The organism is Amycolatopsis plumensis (assembly GCF_042652605.1).
In the GTDB taxonomy this organism is placed as follows: domain Bacteria; phylum Actinomycetota; class Actinomycetes; order Mycobacteriales; family Pseudonocardiaceae; genus Amycolatopsis; species Amycolatopsis plumensis.
Map to the genome: position 1 here is coordinate 3,236,336 of NZ_JBHSJY010000001.1, position 19,486 is coordinate 3,255,821.

Consider the following 19,486-nt stretch of genomic DNA (forward strand, 5'->3'; position numbering starts at 1 on the left):
GTCACGAACATGGCGGATGTCGCCCCCAAGCTGCGCGAGGTCTTCGTCGAGGCGCTGGACCTCGACGGCGGTGTGGACGTCGAGAACCTGAAGTACCGCGACATCGAGGCGTGGGACTCGGTCGGCCACATGGCGCTGGTCGCGGCGATCGAGGACGAGTTCGACGTCGAGTTCGACACCGACCAGGTCATCGACATGTCGAGCTTCAAGGTCGCCGTCGACATGGTGACCGAGCTGCAGTCGAAGAATGACTGATCTTTCCGGTCGGGTCGCGCTCGTCACCGGCGGGACGCGGGGGATCGGCCTGGCCACGGCCCGCGCGCTGGTGGAGGCGGGCGCGACGGTGGTGCTCACCGGTCGCGACGAGGCTCGCGCGAAGGAGGCGGCCGCCTCCGTGGGCGCCTCCGGGCTCGCCCTTGACGTCACCGACGCGAAGGCGGTGTCTTCGCTGGTCAGGGGGGTCGCGAAGGAGCACGGCAAGCTCGACGTCGTCGTCGCGAACGCGGGGATCATGGAGGACGCGCTCCTCGGGATGATCCGCGAGGAAGCCGTCGACACGACGCTGAGCACGAACGTCGCCGGCACGCTGCACACCGTCCAGGCCGCGGCCCGGGCGATGATGCGGAAGAAGACCGGCTCGATCGTCGTGCTCGCATCGATCGTCGGCGAGTACGGAAGCGCTGGTCAGACGCTGTACGCGGCCTCGAAGGCCGCGGTGGCGAACATCGCGCGGTCGGCGGCGAAGGAGCTCGGCCGGTCCGGCATCCGCGTCAACGCGGTCGCGCCGGGCGTCATCGAGACCGACCTCACCGCGGGCCTGAGCGAAGACGCGAAGGCCGAGAACACGAGCCGGACGCCGCTCGGGCGGCTGGGCCGTCCCGAAGAAGTGGCGAAGGCGATCCGGTTCCTGGTGAGCGACGAGGCGTCGTTCATCACCGGCCAGGTGCTGGGGATCGACGGAGGCTTGGTGCTGTGACGTTGCTGGGTGCGGGGGCTCGGCTGGTGGACGTGGCCGGGGGCCGCACGCTGGCGGGCGCGGAACTGGCGGCCGAGGTCGGGCGGCGGATGGACGAGCTGGCGGCGCTGCCCGCCGGCGTCGTGTTCGCGCGGATGTCGGTCGACCTGCCGAGCGTGCTGACCTACCTGGGCGCCTTCGAGTCCGGCCGGGCGATCGCGCTGATCGATCCGGCGCTGGACGCCGACGTGCTGGCCGGGCTGGTCTCGCGGTTCCGCCCGGCCGCGGTGCTGTCGGCTTCGGGTGACGCGCCATCCGGCTACACCGTGCGGGGTTCCGACTGGGTCCGCTCTTCGGCCGACGGGGTCGTCCCGCACCCCGACCTCGCCGTTCTGCTGCCGACCAGCGGCTCGACCGGCAACCCGAAGCTCGTCCGGCTCAGCAGGCAGGGTCTGCTGGCCAACGCCGACGCCATCGCGCAGGTGCTGCGCATCGACGCCGACGAGGTCGCGCCCACCTGCCTGCCGCTGCACTACAGCTACGGCCTGTCGGTGCTCAACTCGCACCTGGTGCGCGACGCGACCATCGTGATCGAGCCGTCCGGCGTGCTCGGCCGCGGCTTCTGGGACGCGGTGGACACCTACGGCGTCACGTCGCTGTCCGGCGTCCCGTACCACTACGAAATGCTGCGGCGGCTCAAGTTCGACCCCGCGAAGTACCCGACGCTGCGGACGTTGACGCAGGCCGGCGGGAAGCTGCGCGACGAGCTGATCGCCGAGTTCAACGACAAGATGCTCGCCGTCGGCGGCCGGATGTACGTCATGTACGGCCAGACCGAGGCGTCGCCGCGGATGACGACGGTGCCCGCGGAGAGGCTGGCCGAAAAGCTCGGTTCCGCCGGGCCGGCGCTGCCGGGCGGGAAGTTTTCGGTGCGCCGGGACGACGGCTCGGAGACCACGCACCCGAAAATTGTCGGTGAGGTCGTCTACCGTGGGCCCAACGTGATGATGGGCTATGCGGACGACGAGTCCGGACTGGCCAAGGGCGACGAACACGGTGGCGTGCTGGCCACCGGTGACCTCGGGTACCTCGACGAAGAGGGGTACCTGTTCATCACCGGCCGGCTCAAGCGCATCGGCAAGGTCTTCGGCAACCGCGTCAGCCTCGACGACCTCGAGCAGGCCGCGCGCACGGCGGCGGTCGGGATCGACGTGGTCGCCGCGGTGGCCGCCGGCGACAAGGTGGTCCTGTTCGCCGAAGGGGCGGACAAGGAGATCTGCAAGGACGCGTCGCGGGCGCTGTCCGAGCGGCTCCACCTGCACGTCAGCGGGTTCGACGTCCGCCCGATCGACACCGTGCCGCTGCTGGCCAGCGGCAAGATCGACTACCGGACCTTGGAGGGGCGGGTATGAGTGCGTTCACGCGGTCGCAGTCCGACCGGGAAGCCTTGCTGCTGCCCGAACTCGCCGACCTGACGGCCCACCACCGGGCGAACTCCGAAGGCTACGACCGGATCCTTTCCTCGCTGGGCATCGCTTCCGATGCGGCGTTCGGCTCGATCGCCGATCTGCCGTGGCTGCCGGTGCGGATGTTCAAGACGCACGACCTCAAGTCCATTCCGGACAGCGAGGTCTTCAAGACGCTGACGTCGTCGGGCACCACCGGCGCCGGCGCGTCGCGGATCTACCTCGACAAGGAGGCGGCGGGCGCGCAGACCAAGCAGCTGGGCGCGACGCTGCAGGAGGTCCTCGGCGGCGAGCGGCTGCCGATGCTGATGGTCGACACGATCGGCATCATCAAGAACCGCCGGTCGTTCTCCGCGCGGGGAGCCGGGGTGCTCGGCATGGCGAACTTCGGCCGCAAGCACACGTACGTGCTCGACGAGAACGACCAGCCGGACGTCGAAGCGGTCAAGAAGTTCCTGGCCGAGTACGGCGACAAGCCCTTCCTGATCTTCGGCTTCACGTTCATGGTGTGGCTGTACCTGTACGAAGTCGCCCGCGACCACCGGCTCGACCTGTCGAACGGCATCCTGATCCACAGCGGTGGCTGGAAGAAGCTGATCGACCGCGCGGTGGACAACACGGAGTTCCGGCGGCGGTTCAAAGAGGACACCGGGCTGACCCGGATCCACAACTACTACGGGATGATCGAGCAGATCGGCACCGTGTTCCTCGAGGGTCCGTCCGGGAACTCGCTGTACTGCCCGGACTTCGCCGACGTCGTGATCCGGAACCCGGAGACGTGGGAAGAGCAGCCGGTCGGGGAGCCGGGCGTGATCGAGGTCGTCTCGACGCTGCCGCGGTCGTACCCGGGGCACGTGCTGCTCACCGAGGATCTCGGCGTCTACAACGGCATCGACGACGGCGACTGGCCGGGCAAGCACTTCTCGGTGCTCGGCCGGCTACCGAAGGCGGAGGCACGCGGCTGCTCGGACACGTTCTCGGGAGCGGCGGCATGAGCCTCACCCAGCGATTCCCGGCCGGTCCTTCGGTCGAGGTCGGTGCCCTGGTCGACCAGCTGCGCGCCGAGCCGCCGGGCGGCCGGTTGCGCGTGGGCGACCCGCGGATCGTCGAGTTCGTCACGAAGTTCGCGCGCAAGCTGCTGGCTCCGGCCACCGCCCGCCGGTTCCCGGAGCTGGCGTCGCTCGGCTTCTTCCTGCGCAAGGGCGAAATCGCCAAGGCGTTGTCCACACTGGACACTTCGGGGAGCGCGCTGCGGTTCCCGCGCGGGCTGGTGTTCCACGTGCCGCCGGCGAACGTCGACACGATCTTCGTCTACTCGTGGGCGCTGTCCGCGCTGGCGGGCAACCACAACGTCGTGCGGGTCTCCTCGCGTTCGGCCGGGGCCGCCGAGGCGGTACTGGAGGCGCTGAACGCGGCGCTGTCCGAAGTGGACGCTTCGGTGGCGGAGGCCATCACGGCGACCCAGCGCATGGTGACCTACGACCGCAGCGACGAGGTGAGCGGCGCGCTGTCGCTGGCCGCCGACCTGCGCGTCATCTGGGGTGGCGACGGCTCGGTCGCGGCCCTGCGGAAGTACCCCCTCGCGCCGCACGCGCGGGATCTGACGTTCCCGGACCGCTCGTCCTTCGCCGTCGCTTCGGTGGCGGGCTGGCAGCGCGCGTCCGCCGAAGAGCGCCGCGCGGCCGCCGAGGGCTTCTACAACGACTCGTACTGGTTCGACCAGGCCGCCTGCTCGTCACCGCGCGCGGTGTTCTGGGTCGGCGACGAGCCCGGCGCCCAGGCAGCGGGGAGCGAGTTCCGCGCGCTGCTGGCGGCGGTGCTGGAAACGAAACAGCACGTCACCGAGCCCGCGATGGCGGTACAGAAGCGGGTCTCGGCGTACGGGGCGGCGGTCGACGGGCTGGTCAAGGAGATCGCCTTCCAGGGCAACGGCCTGGCGACGCTCGAGCTGACCGACCCGGCGGTGCTGCCGCGCGAGTGGCTGGGAGCGGGCACCTTCGCGAACGCCCGAGTGTCCTCTTTGTCCGATCTGGTGCCGATCGTGCTCCGCAAGGACCAGACGGTCAGCCAGTTCGGCTTCACCGCCGAGGAGCTGACGGCGTTCGCGCACGAGCTCGCGGGCCGCGGCGTCGACCGGATCGTGCCGTTCGGCTCCGCCCTGACCTTCTCGGCGGTGTGGGACGGTTACGATCTGCTCTCCGAGTTCAGCCGCCTGGTCACGGTCCAGGCCTGAGGAGAGCCGTCGATGACGACAGTTGAGGACCTGCCGGCCGCGGGCAAGCAGCCGAAGTCCACCCGGGCGAAGATCCTCGACGTCGTCCGGTGGGTGGCGATCCTGCTGGTCATCGGCTTCGCGGCGAAGCAGCTGGCGGCCAACTGGGGCGAGTTCTGGCACACCCTGCGTGACGTCGCCTGGGAGTCGTCGCTGCTCAGCCTGGCCGCCCTGGTCGCGGCGATCCTGGTGTCGACCTGGGGCTGGCAGATGATGGTCGACGACCTCGGCGAGCCGATCGGCTACGCCCGCGGCGCCCAGATCTGTCTGGTCGGCTCGCTCGGCAAGTACGTGCCGGGCTCGGTCTGGGCGTACCTGCTGCAGATGGAGCTCGGCCGCAAGGCGGGCCTGGCCCGCGCCCGGATCTTCACCGGCTCCCTGATCCAGCTCGGCGTGGGCGTGGTGTCGGCGCTGGTGGTGTCGCTGCTGGCGGCCCCGGCGGTGTTCAGCAACAGCCCCCGCGCGCTGTGGCTGTTCGTGCTCATCCCGCTCGGCCTGGCGATGCTGCACCCGAAGATCCTCACCTGGGGCACCTCGCTCGTCCTGCGGATCCTCCGCCGTCCGCCGCTGCAGCACCCCCTGGGCTGGCGGGTGATCGGCAAGGTTTTCGGCGCCTCGACGGCGGCGTGGTGCCTGCAGGGCGTCCACCTGTGGCTGCTGGCCAATTCGGTGGGCGCGCCGGGCCTCGGCGGCTTCGTCCTGTGCGTGGGCGCGATGGCCGTGGCGATGACGGTGGGCACGTTCGCGTTCATCCTCCCCAGCGGCGTCGGCGTCCGCGAGGTGGCCCAGGTCGCGGTCCTGACGGCCAGCGGCCTGACGGTCGGCCAGGCCACGGCGTTCGCGGTGGCCTCCCGCGTGATGTTCACGGTGGCGGACCTCCTGACGGCCGGCTTCGCGGCTGTCGCGGCCCGCTCGGCTCGTTCGGTGGCCTGAGCCTGTCCCCAAGTTGTCCACAGCCTGTCCCCAGCGTTCCGGTACTTGTGGACAACGCCGATCAGCTGGTGGGGTGATACTCGCCTGCCACGGGAAACACCCCGCCGCTGCTGGTCGATAACCTGGCGGCAAGTGCGGGTGACGAGGCAGAGGGGGCCGGGTGGTCTACGCGGTCGTGGTGGCGTGGCTGGTCGTCGCCGCGATCGTCGTGCTGACGTGGAACCGCCTCGACACCGACCGCGGCTGGCGTGGCTTCGTCCTCAGTCTCACGCTCGGGCTGTCCCTGCTGCACCAGCTGCTGTTCGCGACGGTCACCGAGGACGCGCTGGTCACCTTCCGCTACGCGCAGAACATCGCCGACGGCAACGGCCCGGTCTTCAACCCCGGCGAACGCGTCGAGGGCTACACGAACTTCTCCTGGCTGGTGCTGGTCGCCCTGCCGCGCGCCGCGTTCGGCGCCGACGTCCGCACCACCGCCGTCGTCTTCGGAGTCCTCGCCGCGCTCGGCTGCGTGCTCCTGTCCTGCTTCCTGGTCAACCGGATCGTCGCCGCGGCCGCCCCGGACGGCGCGGCCCCGCAGCCCGCGATCGGGGTGGCCGCCGCAGTGCTCACCGCGAGCGCCGGCGGCCTCGCCGTCTACGGGGCATCGGGCTCCGAAGTGCCGCTGTTCGTGCTGCTGGTCCTCGCCGTCGGTTACGCGCTCGCGGCGCGGCGCCCGGTGGTCGCCGGGGTGCTCGTCGCCTTCGCCGTGATGACCAGCCCGGAAGGCCTGGTGATCGCCGTGCTGGCCGGCCTGTGGCTGGTGGGCGCCGCACTCCGGGGGAAGCACAGCTGGTGGGCGCCGGTGGGGTACGCGCAGGGCGCGCTGGTCTTCCTGATCCCGAGGCTGGCCTGGCGCGCGACATTCTACCAGCACTTCCTCCCCGCGCCCCTGGCCGCGAAACTCGGCGGCCCGCTGGGCGAGCACGTCGCCACCGGCTGGCCGTACCTGGCCGGGTTCGCTCTGGCGCACCAGGGTTTCCTGCTGCTCGGCCTGGTCGCCGCGGTCGCGCTGGTGCTGCGTCGCACAGCTCCGTTTCGGGGGGTGCGGCTCGCGGTGTCGCGGACACGCGGTGAAGGCCCGGGTGACACCGCTCGGGCTTCGGGAGCCCCGGCGCAGGGCGAGGCTCCGGATGACTCCGCCCGCGTTTCGGCGGCCCGGGTGGCAGGGCCCCGGGCTCGCGGCGAAGGCCCGCGTGGCACCGCCCGCGTTTCGGATGCGCGCGGCGAATCCCCGGATGACCCCGCCGTCGAGGCGCGGGCCCTGCTCTGGCTGCTGTTCGCGATGGCCGCCGGGCTGGCCGCGGCGGCCGTGCTCATCGGCGGCGATCCCGGTCCGTCGTGGCGGCTGCTGGCCCCGCTCCCGCCGCTGCTGGCCGTCGCGGCCACCGGGGCGTACGGCGTGCTCACCGCGGACTTCGTGGCGAAGCCGTCGCCGCGGCCGAAACCGCTCGCGCCGCGGCTGGTGCCGGTGACCGCCTGCGGGCTGGCCGGCATCGCGGTGCTCGTCTCGGTGTTCAGCCCCGAGATGCTCGACCGCGTGCGCGTCTGGCACTCGCACGGCACCGAACTCGCCGAAATCGGCGGCTGGCTCGGCGACTACCTGCCGCCCGGGTCGGTGGTCAGCGCCGCCGCGCCCGGCGCGCTCGCCGCCCACGGCGGGCAGCTGCTCATCATCGACGTCCTCGGCCGCACCGACGACCATATCGCCCGCGAGGGCCGGCACGACGGCGGCATCGCGACCGACTACGACTACGTCGTCAACGGCCGCCGTCCGACCGTCGCCGTGCCCGCCGACGGCGGCTACGCCGATCGCCAGCACTGCGCGATCGACCCGGTGTACGCGGGCAAGTACGAGGTCGCGACCTTCCGCCGCGTCGGCACGCCCTACTGGGTCTCGGTCTACCCGCGGGCGGAACAGGCGAAGTCCCTGGTCGCCGACCTCGACAAGGGTCCGGACTTCCGCTACGTACCCTGTCCTTCGTGAAGCTCGCGGCCCCGGACCGGCAGCTGGGCGCCGAGGCCCGGCTCGGGCTCGGGGTGTTCGGCGCGGCGTTCGCGCTGTTCGTGGTGCGCTTCCTGGTCCCGCGGCCGATCGCGATGTCCAACAACGGCGACGGCGGCCGCGTGCTGTGCGGGGCCGGGATCACCTGGAAGGGCCTGCCCGAGCCGTTCGTCCACCTCGCCTACACGCCCCCGCCGGGCGCGCCGCCGTGCCGGCCGACGTACCTGCTGACGCAGAGCTGGCTCGCGGACCTGGCCGTCCGGATCGGCAGGCTGATCGGCCTGCCCGGCACGCTGAGCCTCGTCATCCTAGGCCTGCTGAGCAGCACCATCGCGGCGGCGGCGATCGCCGCGATCGTGCTCGGCCTGCCGCACCCGCGCCGGACCCGGCTGTTCGTCGCGGCCGGGTTGCTGCTGGTCGTCGCGGACTCGGCGTTCTTCGGGTACTTCGCCGCGATCCTCGGCGAAGGCGCGGCCTTCCTCGGCCTGCTGCTCGCCGCCGGCGGCCTGCTCCTGACGGCGCGCGAGGGCCGGTGGAGCTACGCCGGGATGGCCGTGACGTTCGCCGGCGGCGTCCTGGCCGTCAACGCCAAGGTCCAGACGCTCACCATCCTGCCGATCCTCGCGCTGGCGATCCTGCTGGTCCGGCCGGGCTCGCTGCGCGGGGTCAAGCGCTGGGCGTCGGCGGCGCTGGTCATCGGCTTGATCGGCGCTGTGACGTTCTCCGCGCAGCGGAGCGTCGAGCCCGCGCGAGCGCCCGATGGCACGTACAGCGCTTTCCCGGGCGACGACTCGCGCGAGATCAACGCCTTCAACTCGATCTTCCTCAACATCGTCGACGGGAAGCACGACACGCAGGCCGACCTGGCCGAGCTCGGACTGCCGCCGGAGTTCGCGCAATACGCCGGCAACGGCTGGTGGCACCCGCACCCGGCGACCATGGATCCGCAGTACCCGCGGTACCGGGACGAGATCAGCCGCCGGAACGTCGTCACGTACTTCGCGGCCCATCCCGGCCGGACCCTCGAAGTGCTCGACCGCGCGGCCGCCGACCAGCTCACCGCCCGCCCGGACTACCTCGGCAGCTTCGACCGGGAAGCCGGGTTCTCGCCGCACGCGCAGGAGTATCGGGTGCCGGTGGTCTCGTGGCTGACCGGCCTGATCGCCCCGCTCGGGCTGTTCGCGCTGGTGCCGATCTGGCTGTTCGTGCTGGTCAGGGCCTGGTTGCAGCGCCGGACGGCGCTCGCGGTCCCGGTGGTGTTCCTGTTCGCCGTCTCGGTGACGCAGTTCGGCACCGCGGCGCTGGGCGACGGCATCGAAGGCATCAAGCACCAGTCCGTCGCGCTGTTTTCGATCTTGATCGCGCTCGTTTTGTGTTCTTCCCCGCTGAACCGCCGTTCCGAACCTACGGTCCCGTAACCTGGCCGGATGGCCGACCTGGTTTACCCGCCCGTGATCGCGGCGGCCCGGACGATGTTCCGGGTACTCGACAACCGCATCCGGATCGAAGGCGCGGAGCACATCCCGCGCCGCGGCGGCGCGGTCATCGCGTGCAACCACATCAGCTACCTCGACTTCATCTTCTGCGGCCTCGGCGCGCGCCCGGCCAAGCGGCTGACGCGGTTCATGGCGAAGAAGGAGATCTTCGACAACAAGATCGCCGGCCCGCTGATGCGCGGCATGCACCACATCTCCGTCGACCGCTCCGCCGGGCTGGCCTCCTACCGCGAAGCGCTCGGAAAGCTGCAGGCGGGCGAGGTCGTCGGCGTCTTCCCGGAAGCCACCATCAGCCGGTCGTTCACCGTCAAGGAGATCAAGTCCGGCGCGGTCCGGATGGCCGCGGCGGCCGACGTCCCGGTGGTGCCGATGGCGCTGTGGGGCACCCAGCGGCTCTGGACGAAGGGCCGTCCGAAGGACCTGACCCGGCGCCACGTGCCGATCTCCATCCTCATCGGCGAGCCGATGCACCCGGCGAAGGGTGACGACTGGGACGTCGTCACGAAGGAACTCCGCACCCGGATGAGCGCGCTGCTCGACCGGGCCCAGGCCGAGTACCCGGACCAGCCGGCGTCGGACGAGGAACGCTGGTGGCTGCCCGCCCACCTGGGCGGCACGGCGCCGACCCCGGCCGAAGCCGCCGAGCTCGACCGGGGCTAGAACCAGCGCTCGAGGACCTGTGCAACGCCGTCCTCACCGGCCGGCCCGGTGACCTCATCGGCCACCGCGAGCAGCTGCGGGTGGCCGTTCTGCATCGCGACGCCGTGGCCCGCCCAGCGCAGCATCTCGACGTCGTTGGGCATGTCCCCGAACGCGATGACCCGCTCGGGCTCGACGTCGAACCGCGCGGCGACGTCGGCCAGGCCGGTCGCCTTGGTGATGCCGTGCGCGGACAGCTCCACCAGGCCGCCCGACGACGAGTACGTGACGTCGACGTCCCGGTCGAACAGGGCGGTGATCGCGTCCGCCATCTCCTGCGACGCCATCCCACGGTGGCTGACCAGCAGCTTGATCGCGGGGTGTCCGAGGACCTCGGCGCGCGGCCCGGTGCGGCCCTCGCCGTCGCCCCAGGGGTTGTGGTAGTCCGGTTCGATCACGAAGTTGCGCATGTCGTGGTCGACCGCGCCGGTGCTGACCCGCTCGGTCGCCAGCCGGCAGCCGGGCAGCGCCTTGTCGAGCGCGTGCGCGATGTCGTGCAGCAGCGTCGGCTCGAGCAGGCCGTGCACCTCGACGATCTCTTCGCGGCCGCAGTCGTACAGGACCGCGCCGTTCGCGCACACGGCGTACCCGGTGAGCTCGAGCGGCTTCGCGATCGGAGCGATCCACCGCGGCGGCCGCCCGCTGGCCAGCACGAACGGCACCCCGGCTTCGATCGCCCGGCGGACGGCCGCGATCGTGCGGGCGCTGAGCGATTCGGAGGGGCCGAGCAGGGTGCCGTCGACGTCGGACGCGATCAACTGGGGTCTCTCCACCCCACCATTGTCCCTGACACGTTCGGGCGAAGGCGTTCCCATCCGTGCGACAGCCGGTGGTGACCGATAGTGTCCGGCATTGTGCGAGTTGGCATCGTGATTCTCCCGGAAGATCGTTGGTGGGCCGCCGAGCCGAAGTGGCGCGCCGCCGAGGAGTACGGCTTCGACCACGCCTGGACCTACGACCACCTGGGCTGGCGCACCCTGGTCGACGGCCCGTGGTTCTCCGCGATCCCGACCCTGACCGCGGCGGCGACGGTGACGTCCCGGATCCGGCTGGGCACCTTCGTCGCGTCCCCGGTCGCCCGGCACCCGGTGCCGTTCATGCGCGAGCTGAACACCCTCGACGACATCTCGGACGGCCGTCTCGTCCTCGGCATCGGCGCGGGCGTCGACCACACCCACTACGACGGCGCGGTGCTCGACGCCCCCGAACTGACGCCCAAGCAGCGCGTGGACCGCTTCACCGAATTCGTCGAGGCGCTCGACGGACTCCTCATGACCGACAAGTTCGACTTCGACGGCGAGTACTACCGGGCCCGCGCGGCCCGCAACCTGCCGGGCCCGGTCCAGCGCCCGCGGCTGCCGTTCGTCGTCGCGGCGAACGGCTCGCGCACGATGACGCTCGCCGCGCGCTTCGGCGCCGGCTGGGTCACGACGGGCAAGGGCGGCAAGACCGCCGACGAGTGGTGGGCCGGGATCAAGCAGCTCACCGAGGTCTTCGACCAGCGGCTGGACGCGGTGGGCCGCGACCGGGCGAGCATCCAGCGGTTCGTCAGCCTGGACGCGTCGCCGGTGTTCTCGCTGAGCAGCGTGGAGGCGTTCCGCGACGCCGTGGGCCGCGCGCAGGAGCTCGGCTTCACCGACGTCGTCTCGCACTGGCCGCGGTCGTCGTCGCCCTACGAGGGCCGGGAGGCCGTCCTGGAGCAGGTCGCGAGCGACGTCCTGCCGGAGCTGCACTAGCCCCACCCACCCCTGTGCGCCCTCCCGCGGCTGGTCGTGAGTGGTAAGGCGGGTTAGAACCCGCCTTACCACTCACGACAGCGGCGGCAGGGGATGGGAGCGTGCTACTTCACGATCCGGTAGATGACCGCGCCCGGGTTCCGGTACACGACCCGCAGGAAGTCGTGCCCGTCCAGGTGCTGCAGGCCCCGCGCGATCGGCGTGTCCCGGCGGATGGTGCCGCTGCCGATCAGCACGTAGTGGATGTTCAGCCGCTGCACGGCCGCGCGTACCTGCGGGTCGCTGTCGAAGTCGGCGAAGTGCCGGGCCAGGTAGAGCGCGTCCGGGGGAGCGACACCGGCGTCGTAGTGGCCGGCCACCGGGTGCACCCCGGTCAGGGCGTACATCCAGGCCGTGCCGTCGAGCCGGTCGTTGAGCACCTTCTGGTCGGCGGGGATGCCGAGCGTGCCGAGGTGGTCCATCGCGTCGATCTCGTCCTGGCTGACCGGCGGGACCACCTCGCCGGGCAGGCCGTTGTAGTAGAGCAGCGACACCGTCTTGGCGTTGGCCGCGCGGTAGAACCCGCCGGTCAGCACCCCCATCGCGACGACGAGCAGCACCGCCGTCGCGAGCCCGACCCGGCCGGTCAGCCACGGCCGCGCGCGCACCCACGCGCGTCCGCTCGCCTGCTTCGCGAGCCATCGCTGGGTCTCGCTCATGCCGTGCGCGGCGAGCAGGCACATCGGGATCGACGCCAGCGCCATCAGCCGGAACCGGTCGTTCCACCAGGGCCGCGACAGGCTGATCACCCAGTCTTCGCCGCCGAAGCACGCGACGACCACGAACAACGCCGACAACCCGAGGGCCGAGAGCACCAGCCAGCGCATCCGCCGCAGCGCGACCAGCGTCAGCACGCCGACGGCCAGGAACACCGTCAGCCAGATCTGCGGCACCGGCAGCACCTGCTTGAAGGTCGCCAGCATGGCCAGCGCCTTCCACACCGGCATGTGCGAGCCCCAGGCGTGGTACGGGTACGAGCCGGACGTGAAGCCGATCGCGCCGAAGATCATCGGCGCGGCGATCACCCCGGCCACCACCATCACCGGCAGCATCCGCAGCACGTCACCGCCGACGACCCGCCAGGCGCGCGTGCCCTCGGGAACACCGTCGACGCGGCGGCTGTGACAACCGGAGCTTCGCTCCGGGCCGGGGGCTTCGCCACCCGGACCCCCGAAAAGCCTGCCGCGCAGCGCCCGGTACCAGCGCTGCACCACCAGCGGGAACGCGAACAGGATCGCCCCGAACAACGCGCTCGAGTGGGCGGCGAGCAGGCCGGTCGCGCTGAGCGCCAGTACCGCGCCGCTGTCGGCGCCCGGCCGCGCGAGGAACCGCTGGAGCGCGATGACCGCCAGCGGCGTCAACACGATGCCGAGGGCGAAGGGCAGCAGGCCGCTGGACACCGACTCGTACGCCCCGGTCGTCGCGCCGCCCGCGACCAGCGCGGCACTGCCGGCGAACACCGCGCGGCCGCCGAGCTGGCGCACCAGCGCGGCCATGGCCAGCGCGAACAGCCCGGCGATCGGCATGGTGATCGCGTTGAGCGTCACCGGGATCGACGTCCCGGACAGCTCGTAGACCAGCGCGCCGACCAGGTGGTAGGCGTTCGGGTAGAAGGAGCCGCCGGGGTACCAGTTGATGGTGCCCATGCCGGTCAGCGAGCCGTCGCCGGTCTCGGCGATGTAGCGGATGCCGTTCGCGTGGAACACGGTGTCCCAGCGCTGGAACACCGCCGTCGTCCCGCCGCGGCCGGTCACCACCACGACGATCGACACGGCCACGGCGATGGTGACGCAGGCCGCGACGGCCAGGTGCGCCCGCCGTGTCCACGCCGGTTCCCCGTCGTCCGGCTTGAGCCAGCCGCGCGCCATGGCCAGGCGGCGCAGGCCGGACAGCACGGCGGCGAGCAGCAGGGTGACCGCGGCCACGCTGAGCGAGCCGTAGGGGATGCGCGCGATCGCCAGCCACGGGCCGGCCAGGCCGGTGATGGCGTAGCTGAGCAGCGGCGCGAGCCCGGCCAAGGCCCAGCCGCGCAGGCCGGCGGCCCACCCGACGACCCCGCCGGGGACCGCCAGCACGGCCACGTAGGTAGCCACCGCGGCGAAGTAGCTCCAGAAGTCCTCGGGTGCAGGCACTGCTTTCCAGGTGTGTCGTAGGCCGAAATGTGATAGTCGGGTGCGGGGCGGGTCAGCGACCCCCGTACCCTCGACGCCCGTGAGCGCGCACACGAACCCCGCACAGATTACTGAAGCCGATTTCGCAGGTTACGACCTCGTCGTCGTCGGGTCCGGCTTCTTCGGCCTGACCGTCGCCGAGCGGGCCGCGGCCGAGCTGGGCAAGAAGGTCCTCGTCCTCGAGCGGCGCAGCCACCTCGGTGGCAACGCGTACTCGGAGCCCGACCCGGAGACCGGGATCGAGGTGCACAAGTACGGGGCGCACCTGTTCCACACGTCGAACAAGCGCGTGTGGGAGTACGTGAACCGCTTCACCGAGTTCACGAACTACCAGCACCGCGTGTTCGCGCGGGTCAAGGACCAGGTCTACTCGTTCCCGATGAACCTGGCCCTGATCAACCAGTTCTTCGGCAAGTCGCACACCCCGGACGAGGCTCGTGAGCTCATCGCGAAGCAGTCGTCGGAGTTCGAGACGGCCAACGCGCAGAACCTCGAGGAGAAGGCGATCTCGCTGATCGGCCGCCCGCTCTACGAGGCGTTCATCAAGGGCTACACCGCGAAGCAGTGGGAGAACGACCCCAAGAACCTGGGCGAGAACATCATCACGCGCCTGCCGGTCCGCTACAACTTCGACAACCGGTACTTCAACGACACCTACGAGGGCCTGCCCGTCAACGGGTACACCGCGTGGCTCGAGAAGATGGCCGAGCACGAGAACATCGAGATCCGGCTGAACGTCGACTACTTCGACGTCCGCGAGCACATCCCGGCCGGCACCCCGACCGTCTACACCGGGCCGCTGGACCGCTACTTCGGCTACTCGGCGGGCAAGTTCACCTGGCGCACGGTCGACTTCGAGTCCGAGGTCGCGCCGACCGGTGACTTCCAGGGCACCTCGGTCGTCAACTACAACGACCAGGAAGTCCCCTACACCCGGATCATCGAGTTCCGGCACTTCCACCCGGAGCGGGACTACCCCAAGGACAAGACGGTCATCTTCCGCGAGTACTCCCGCTTCGCGGGCGAGGACGACGAGCCGTACTACCCGATCAACACGCCGGAGAACCGCGAGAAGCTCGAGGCCTACCGCGAGCTGGCCAAGAAAGAGGCGCGCGAGAAGAACGTGCTGTTCGGCGGCCGGCTGGGCACGTACAAGTACCTCGACATGCACATGGCCATCGGCTCGGCGCTGTCGGCGTTCGACAACAAGATCGCCCCGCACCTGACCGACGGCGCGCCGCTCGACGGGTCCCTCGATGCTTGAGAAGGGACAGCCCGCCGGAGAGGTGGCCGTCCTCGCAAAGGCGCAGAGCTTTCTGAAGAGTGAAGCTTCGGTGAAGGCTGCGCGCGGCCTTTCGCACTTCGGAGAGCACAGCGCCGGGTGGTTCGCGCTCGGCCTGCTCGGGGCGGCGGTCGACAAGAAGCGGCGCAAGGACTGGCTGGTCGCGTCGGCGGGTGTCGTCGGCGCGCACGCCGCCTCGATCGCGGTGAAACGCGTGGTCAGGCGGCCGCGACCGGACCACCCGAGCGTCGAGGTCCTGGTCGGCACGCCGAGCAAGCTGAGCTTCCCGTCGTCGCACGCGACGTCCACCACGGCGGCGGCGGTGCTCTACTCCGGATTGACCGGGCGTAACCTGGTGCCCGCCCTGGTACCGCCGATGCTGGCCTCGAGGCTCGTGCTCGGCGTTCACTATCCGACAGACGTTCTGGCCGGTGCAGCTCTCGGGGGGCTCGTCGGTGGTCTGATACGACGGAAGCTGAAGAAGAACCCATGAGCGAGACGACCGAGCAGCGCGACAGCGACGAAACTGCCGTGACGCCCGAGGCTGTCGAGCCTCCTGCGTCGCGTGGGCCGTTGGGCCTGGTCGGCGGCGTCATCAAGACGGCGCGGCCCCGGCAGTGGGTGAAGAACGTCCTGGTCTTCGCGGCCCCGTTCTTCGCGTTCTCGAAGTCGACCGATCGCACCGGTCTCCTGATCGACGCGATCATCGCCTTCGTGGCCTTTTCGCTGACGGCGAGCTCGGTCTACCTCATCAACGACGCCATCGACGTCGAGGCCGACCGCGCCCACCCGACCAAGCGCAACCGGCCGATCGCGGCCGGGATCGTGCCGGTCCCCGTCGCGTACGGGGCCGCGGTCGTGTTCTTCCTGGCCGGCCTCGGCGTGTCGTTCCTCGCCAGCTGGCAGCTGGCGGTCGTGCTGGGCGTCTACGAGGCCGTCCAGCTCGGGTACTGCTTCGGTCTCAAGCACCAGCCGGTGGTCGACCTGGCCATCGTCGGCTCGGGCTTCCTGATGCGCTCGATCGCCGGCGGTGTGGCGGGCGGCATCGCGCTGTCGCAGTGGTTCCTGCTGGTCACGGCGTTCGGCTCGCTGTTCATGGTGGCCGGCAAGCGCTACGCGGAGATCATGCTCTTCGAGCGGACCGGCGCGAAGATCCGCTCGTCGCTGAAGAAGTATTCGGCGAGCTACCTGCGGTTCGTCTGGGCGACGTCGGCGGCGATCCTGATCATGTCTTACTGCCTGTGGGCGTTCGAGATCCGCCAGACCGAGCACAACTCGGTGTGGGCGCTCATCTCGATGGTCCCGTTCCTGGTGGCGGTGCTCAGGTACGCGGTCGACGTCGACGGCGGCATCGCGGGCGAGCCCGAGGAGATCGCGCTCAAGGACCGCATCCTGCAGGTGCTCGGCGCGACCTGGGTGATCACCCTGTTTCTCGCGTTCTACCTGTGAGCTCTTCGCGAATCGACAGCTTCGTTACAGGTCACGCACAGCTGAGCGGCGCACCCTGAGGTGGTGGGGGCGGGCACTGCGCCCGTCCCCGTGACCACAGGAGCGACGATGAACGACCAGCCGCGCGAGCAGAAGGCCCCGGACCAGCCCGAGCAGCCGACGGCCGAGCACCCGACGGCCGAGCACCCGACCGCGGCCACCCCGCCCACCGCGGCGCACCCCGCCCCGGCCGCGGTGCCGGCCGACTCAGCGGCCCCGCCCGCCTCGGCCGCTGCTGCCGGCCAGGGCGATGCCGCAGCGCAAGCACCTCCCACGGCCACGTTTGCTGCCGAGCCCGCGGAACCGCGCCAACCGGCAGGCCCAGCCGCCACCGCGCCGGCCGCGGGAGCGGCCGATCCGGCAGCGCCCGGAGCAGCTCCGGCCGACCAATCCGGCGTCCACGGCCGGCAAACGCCCCTCAGTGCCGGTCAGCCCTACCCCGCTTGGGGCCCGCCCCCGCCCGCCCCGCGGCAGCCCGGCGGGTTCCGGCGGTTCGTGGGCCACCGGGCCACCCAGCTCGTCGCCGTCGGCGTGCTCGGCATGCTGGTCGGCGCCGGGATCGTCGGCGGCCTCGCCGCCGCGAGCCACCACGGCCCTCGGGACGGCCGCCCCGGCGTCCACCGCCAGTACAACGGCCCCGATCAGGGCTTCGACGGCCGTGGTCCCGGTTTCGGCGGCCGCGGGAACGGCGGCACCGGCTCCGGGGACGGCATCTGATCCCGCACTGTGGCCTGGGCCACCCAAACCCCGCTCAGATCACGAAAGCATCACGGGCGGGGTACGGTGGCCGGGATGCGAAGCGCCTCCGCAGAACTTCCCCACGCCGTCCGCGCGCTGCCGACGGCCATCCCCGTCGCCCGCTCGTGGGCCCTGCCGGCCGGCGCCGCAGCTGCCTCCGCGCTGGTGTTCGCCCTGGTCAGCAGCCATCTCATCGATGACACCTACATCACGCTGTCCTACGCGAAGAACCTCGCCTTCCACGGCCACTGGGGCCTGATCGAGCAGGGCACGGCGAACACCGCGACGTCCCCGCTGAACGTCCTCGCCCTCGGCGCGGTCACGTTCGTGCTGCGCGACGCCGTGCTGGCCGCCGGCGTCGTGTTCGTCGCCGCGCAGGTGCTGCTCGTGCTGGGCCTGCGCCGCCTGGGTGAGCGCACCGGCCTGCCGGCGGCGTTCGCGCCCCTGACGTTCGCGTTGCTGCTGGTCAACCCGCTGTTGCTGTCCTCGGTCGGGCTGGAGGTGACGCTCGGCGCCACCGGTGTGGTGTGGACGCTGGTCTACGCGGGGGAGCGCCGCCCGGGTCACCTGGGTGTCGTGATCGGGCTCCTCGCGCTCGTCCGGATCGACCTGCTGCTGATCGCCGCGGTGCTGTTCGCCGTCCGCCGCGAGTTCTGGACCGGCATCTGGCGGACGGCGTTCGCGGCGCTCGCCGTCACGCTGCCCTGGTTCGGGTTCAGCTGGGTGGTGCTCGGCTCGGCCGTGCCGGACACGCTCGTCATCAAGATCAGCCAGCAGTCGTGGGGACCGTTCAGCTTCACCAACGGCCCGCTGCTCTACTGGCGCAACTTCCCGGCCGCGGCCACGCTGTCGTTCCTGCCGCTGCTGCTCGCGGGCCTCGCCGGAGCGGCCTGGCTGGTCCAGTACCGCCGCGGCTCGGAGACGGCCCGCCGCCTGACGCCGTTCGCGGCGCTCGCCGCCGCCGGTGCGCTGCACTACCTGGCCTACAGCCGGCTGGGCGTGCCGCCCTACCACTGGTACTACGCGCCGAGCATCATCGGCGCGACGATCTTCCTCGCCGCCTGCGCCTCCGCGGTCCCGGAGCGGATCCGGCGCGGAACGTGGACGCTGGCCGGCGCGGCCCTCGCGGCGAGCGTCGCGGTGTACGCGCTGCCGGGCCTGCCCCGCCAGTTCGCGCCGATCACGAGCAACCACGCGTCGACGACGGAGTACCGCGAGATCGGCCAAGAGCTGGCGGCCATCGCCAACGGCCGCAAGGTCGAGACGGCGGGCGAGGTTGGCGCACTGGCGTACGCGTGCGACTGCGAGCTGGTCGACGAGTTCTCCGACCGCGGCGCGGTCGACCCGGCGATCACCGAGACCAAGCGCCGCAGCGACGACCTCGGCCGCGCGCTGCTGGAAGCCAACTTCCACAACTTCGACCACAGCGTCGCCCCGATCAGCCCGGACCTGGTCCTGGCGACCACCCGCCACACCCCACCCCGGACGGCCCTGGCCAGCTGGCACATCGACTCGCCGTGGGTGGGCAGCCAGAACCTCTACCTGGTCCCCGCCCACGCCACCGGCGGCTGAGTACCCTGACCGGTCATGGGGGCGATCCGGCGGTTGCTGCGGCACGAAGCCGCGCTGTTCTCGAGCATCGGGCTGCTGCTGAGCGGACGCAAGGACGTCCCGCCCGACGGCGTGGCCCTGCCCTACGCCGGGCCGCAACGGCCGATGATCATCGTCTTCTTCGCCGTTGCGCTGGTCGAGGCCGGCGCATTCATGCTCGCGGACATCGGCGCGGTCGGCGGGACGATCCTGCTCGTCGCGGAGATCTACACCGCCGCGTGGCTGCTCGCTTACCTGGCTACGTCGATCACCCGGCCGCACACCCTGTCACCCCGTGAGCTGCGGGTGCGGGTCGCCGCGATGTTCGATCTGCGCATCCCGCGCGCCGACATCGCGAGCCTCACCCGGCGCAAGGAGACCCACCCGAGCGCACGCACGCTCGTCTGGGGCGATGAAGAGCTGGTGCTCGCGCAGAACATGGAAACCAACGTCGTCGCCGTGCTGCGCCGGCCGGTTCCGGCGACCCGGCCGCTCGGCCGGACCGAAACCGTGCGCGTGGTGAAGTTCTTCGTCGAAGACCCGGCCCTCGCGGTCCGGGCCTTCGACGACGCCTGAA

General features: G+C 71.2%; 18 protein-coding genes. 16 read left to right on the forward strand and 2 right to left on the reverse strand.

Annotation, left to right across the window (positions count from 1 at the left end; genetic code table 11):
* The first annotated feature begins 9 nt into the window (after positions 1-9).
* The 9 genes from ACFPLC_RS15405 to ACFPLC_RS15445 all read left to right on the forward strand — a co-directional run bounded on the left by ACFPLC_RS15405 (position 10) and on the right by ACFPLC_RS15445 (position 9,826).
* Positions 10-255, forward strand: a complete 246-nt coding sequence (locus ACFPLC_RS15405; RefSeq protein WP_364245012.1) for an acyl carrier protein — start codon at positions 10-12, stop codon at positions 253-255.
* Complete coding sequence (locus ACFPLC_RS15410) at positions 248-976, forward strand: SDR family NAD(P)-dependent oxidoreductase (RefSeq protein WP_378197284.1); 729 nt, start codon at positions 248-250, stop codon at positions 974-976. Before ACFPLC_RS15405 ends, ACFPLC_RS15410 begins: the two co-directional genes overlap by 8 nt.
* Entirely contained in the window at positions 973-2,367 is a 1,395-nt protein-coding gene (locus ACFPLC_RS15415; protein ID WP_378197281.1) for an AMP-binding protein, read from the forward strand. Before ACFPLC_RS15410 ends, ACFPLC_RS15415 begins: the two co-directional genes overlap by 4 nt.
* Positions 2,364-3,416 carry a LuxE/PaaK family acyltransferase gene (locus tag ACFPLC_RS15420; RefSeq protein WP_378197278.1) on the forward strand — a complete coding sequence of 351 codons (1,053 nt, stop codon included), beginning with the start codon at positions 2,364-2,366 and terminating at the stop codon, positions 3,414-3,416. Before ACFPLC_RS15415 ends, ACFPLC_RS15420 begins: the two co-directional genes overlap by 4 nt.
* On the forward strand, positions 3,413-4,654 hold the full coding sequence (locus tag ACFPLC_RS15425; protein WP_378197275.1) for an acyl-CoA reductase: 1,242 nt from the start codon (positions 3,413-3,415) through the stop codon (positions 4,652-4,654). Before ACFPLC_RS15420 ends, ACFPLC_RS15425 begins: the two co-directional genes overlap by 4 nt.
* A gap of 12 nt (positions 4,655-4,666) precedes the next feature.
* Complete coding sequence (locus ACFPLC_RS15430; protein ID WP_378197272.1) at positions 4,667-5,626, forward strand: lysylphosphatidylglycerol synthase transmembrane domain-containing protein; 960 nt, start codon at positions 4,667-4,669, stop codon at positions 5,624-5,626.
* A 160-nt stretch (positions 5,627-5,786) separates the two neighbouring features.
* The gene (locus tag ACFPLC_RS15435; RefSeq protein ID WP_378197269.1) at positions 5,787-7,652 is read left to right on the forward strand and encodes a hypothetical protein; all 1,866 of its coding nucleotides are present in this window, start codon (positions 5,787-5,789) and stop codon (positions 7,650-7,652) included.
* Positions 7,649-9,088 (forward strand): glycan biosynthesis hexose transferase WsfD, encoded by a 1,440-nt coding sequence (wsfD, locus tag ACFPLC_RS15440; RefSeq protein WP_378197267.1) that lies wholly within the window; start codon positions 7,649-7,651, stop codon positions 9,086-9,088. Before ACFPLC_RS15435 ends, wsfD begins: the two co-directional genes overlap by 4 nt.
* A gap of 9 nt (positions 9,089-9,097) precedes the next feature.
* Positions 9,098-9,826, forward strand: a complete 729-nt coding sequence (locus ACFPLC_RS15445; protein WP_378197264.1) for a lysophospholipid acyltransferase family protein — start codon at positions 9,098-9,100, stop codon at positions 9,824-9,826.
* Here ACFPLC_RS15445 and ACFPLC_RS15450 read toward each other — a convergent pair.
* Positions 9,823-10,623 carry an HAD family hydrolase gene (locus ACFPLC_RS15450; RefSeq protein ID WP_378197451.1) on the reverse strand — a complete coding sequence of 267 codons (801 nt, stop codon included), beginning with the start codon at positions 10,621-10,623 and terminating at the stop codon, positions 9,823-9,825. The genes ACFPLC_RS15445 and ACFPLC_RS15450 overlap by 4 nt on opposite strands.
* A 96-nt stretch (positions 10,624-10,719) precedes the next feature.
* Here ACFPLC_RS15450 and ACFPLC_RS15455 point away from each other — a divergent pair, with 96 nt between their 5' ends.
* Positions 10,720-11,601: an LLM class flavin-dependent oxidoreductase gene (locus tag ACFPLC_RS15455; RefSeq protein WP_378197262.1), complete on the forward strand. Its 882-nt coding sequence runs from the start codon at positions 10,720-10,722 to the stop codon at positions 11,599-11,601.
* A gap of 104 nt (positions 11,602-11,705) precedes the next feature.
* Here the strand turns inward: ACFPLC_RS15455 and ACFPLC_RS15460 are convergent, their stop codons facing one another.
* Entirely contained in the window at positions 11,706-13,772 is a 2,067-nt protein-coding gene (locus ACFPLC_RS15460) for a DUF6541 family protein (protein ID WP_378197259.1), read from the reverse strand.
* A gap of 79 nt (positions 13,773-13,851) precedes the next feature.
* Here ACFPLC_RS15460 and glf point away from each other — a divergent pair, with 79 nt between their 5' ends.
* The 6 genes from glf to ACFPLC_RS15490 all read left to right on the forward strand — a co-directional run bounded on the left by glf (position 13,852) and on the right by ACFPLC_RS15490 (position 19,485).
* Positions 13,852-15,075, forward strand: coding sequence for a UDP-galactopyranose mutase (gene glf / locus ACFPLC_RS15465; RefSeq protein ID WP_378197256.1), 1,224 nt, complete (start codon positions 13,852-13,854; stop codon positions 15,073-15,075).
* On the forward strand, positions 15,068-15,586 hold the full coding sequence (locus ACFPLC_RS15470; protein WP_378197253.1) for a phosphatase PAP2 family protein: 519 nt from the start codon (positions 15,068-15,070) through the stop codon (positions 15,584-15,586). The genes glf and ACFPLC_RS15470 overlap by 8 nt, the downstream gene beginning before the upstream one ends.
* Positions 15,583-16,542, forward strand: coding sequence for a decaprenyl-phosphate phosphoribosyltransferase (locus tag ACFPLC_RS15475; RefSeq protein WP_191308978.1), 960 nt, complete (start codon positions 15,583-15,585; stop codon positions 16,540-16,542). Before ACFPLC_RS15470 ends, ACFPLC_RS15475 begins: the two co-directional genes overlap by 4 nt.
* Before the next feature lie 108 nt (positions 16,543-16,650).
* Positions 16,651-17,298, forward strand: coding sequence for a hypothetical protein (locus ACFPLC_RS15480; protein ID WP_378197250.1), 648 nt, complete (start codon positions 16,651-16,653; stop codon positions 17,296-17,298).
* 75 nt (positions 17,299-17,373) lie between these two features.
* Positions 17,374-18,891: a hypothetical protein gene (locus tag ACFPLC_RS15485; protein ID WP_378197247.1), complete on the forward strand. Its 1,518-nt coding sequence runs from the start codon at positions 17,374-17,376 to the stop codon at positions 18,889-18,891.
* 15 nt (positions 18,892-18,906) lie between these two features.
* Entirely contained in the window at positions 18,907-19,485 is a 579-nt protein-coding gene (locus ACFPLC_RS15490; RefSeq protein WP_378197244.1) for a hypothetical protein, read from the forward strand.
* The last annotated feature ends 1 nt before the right edge of the window (position 19,486 follow it).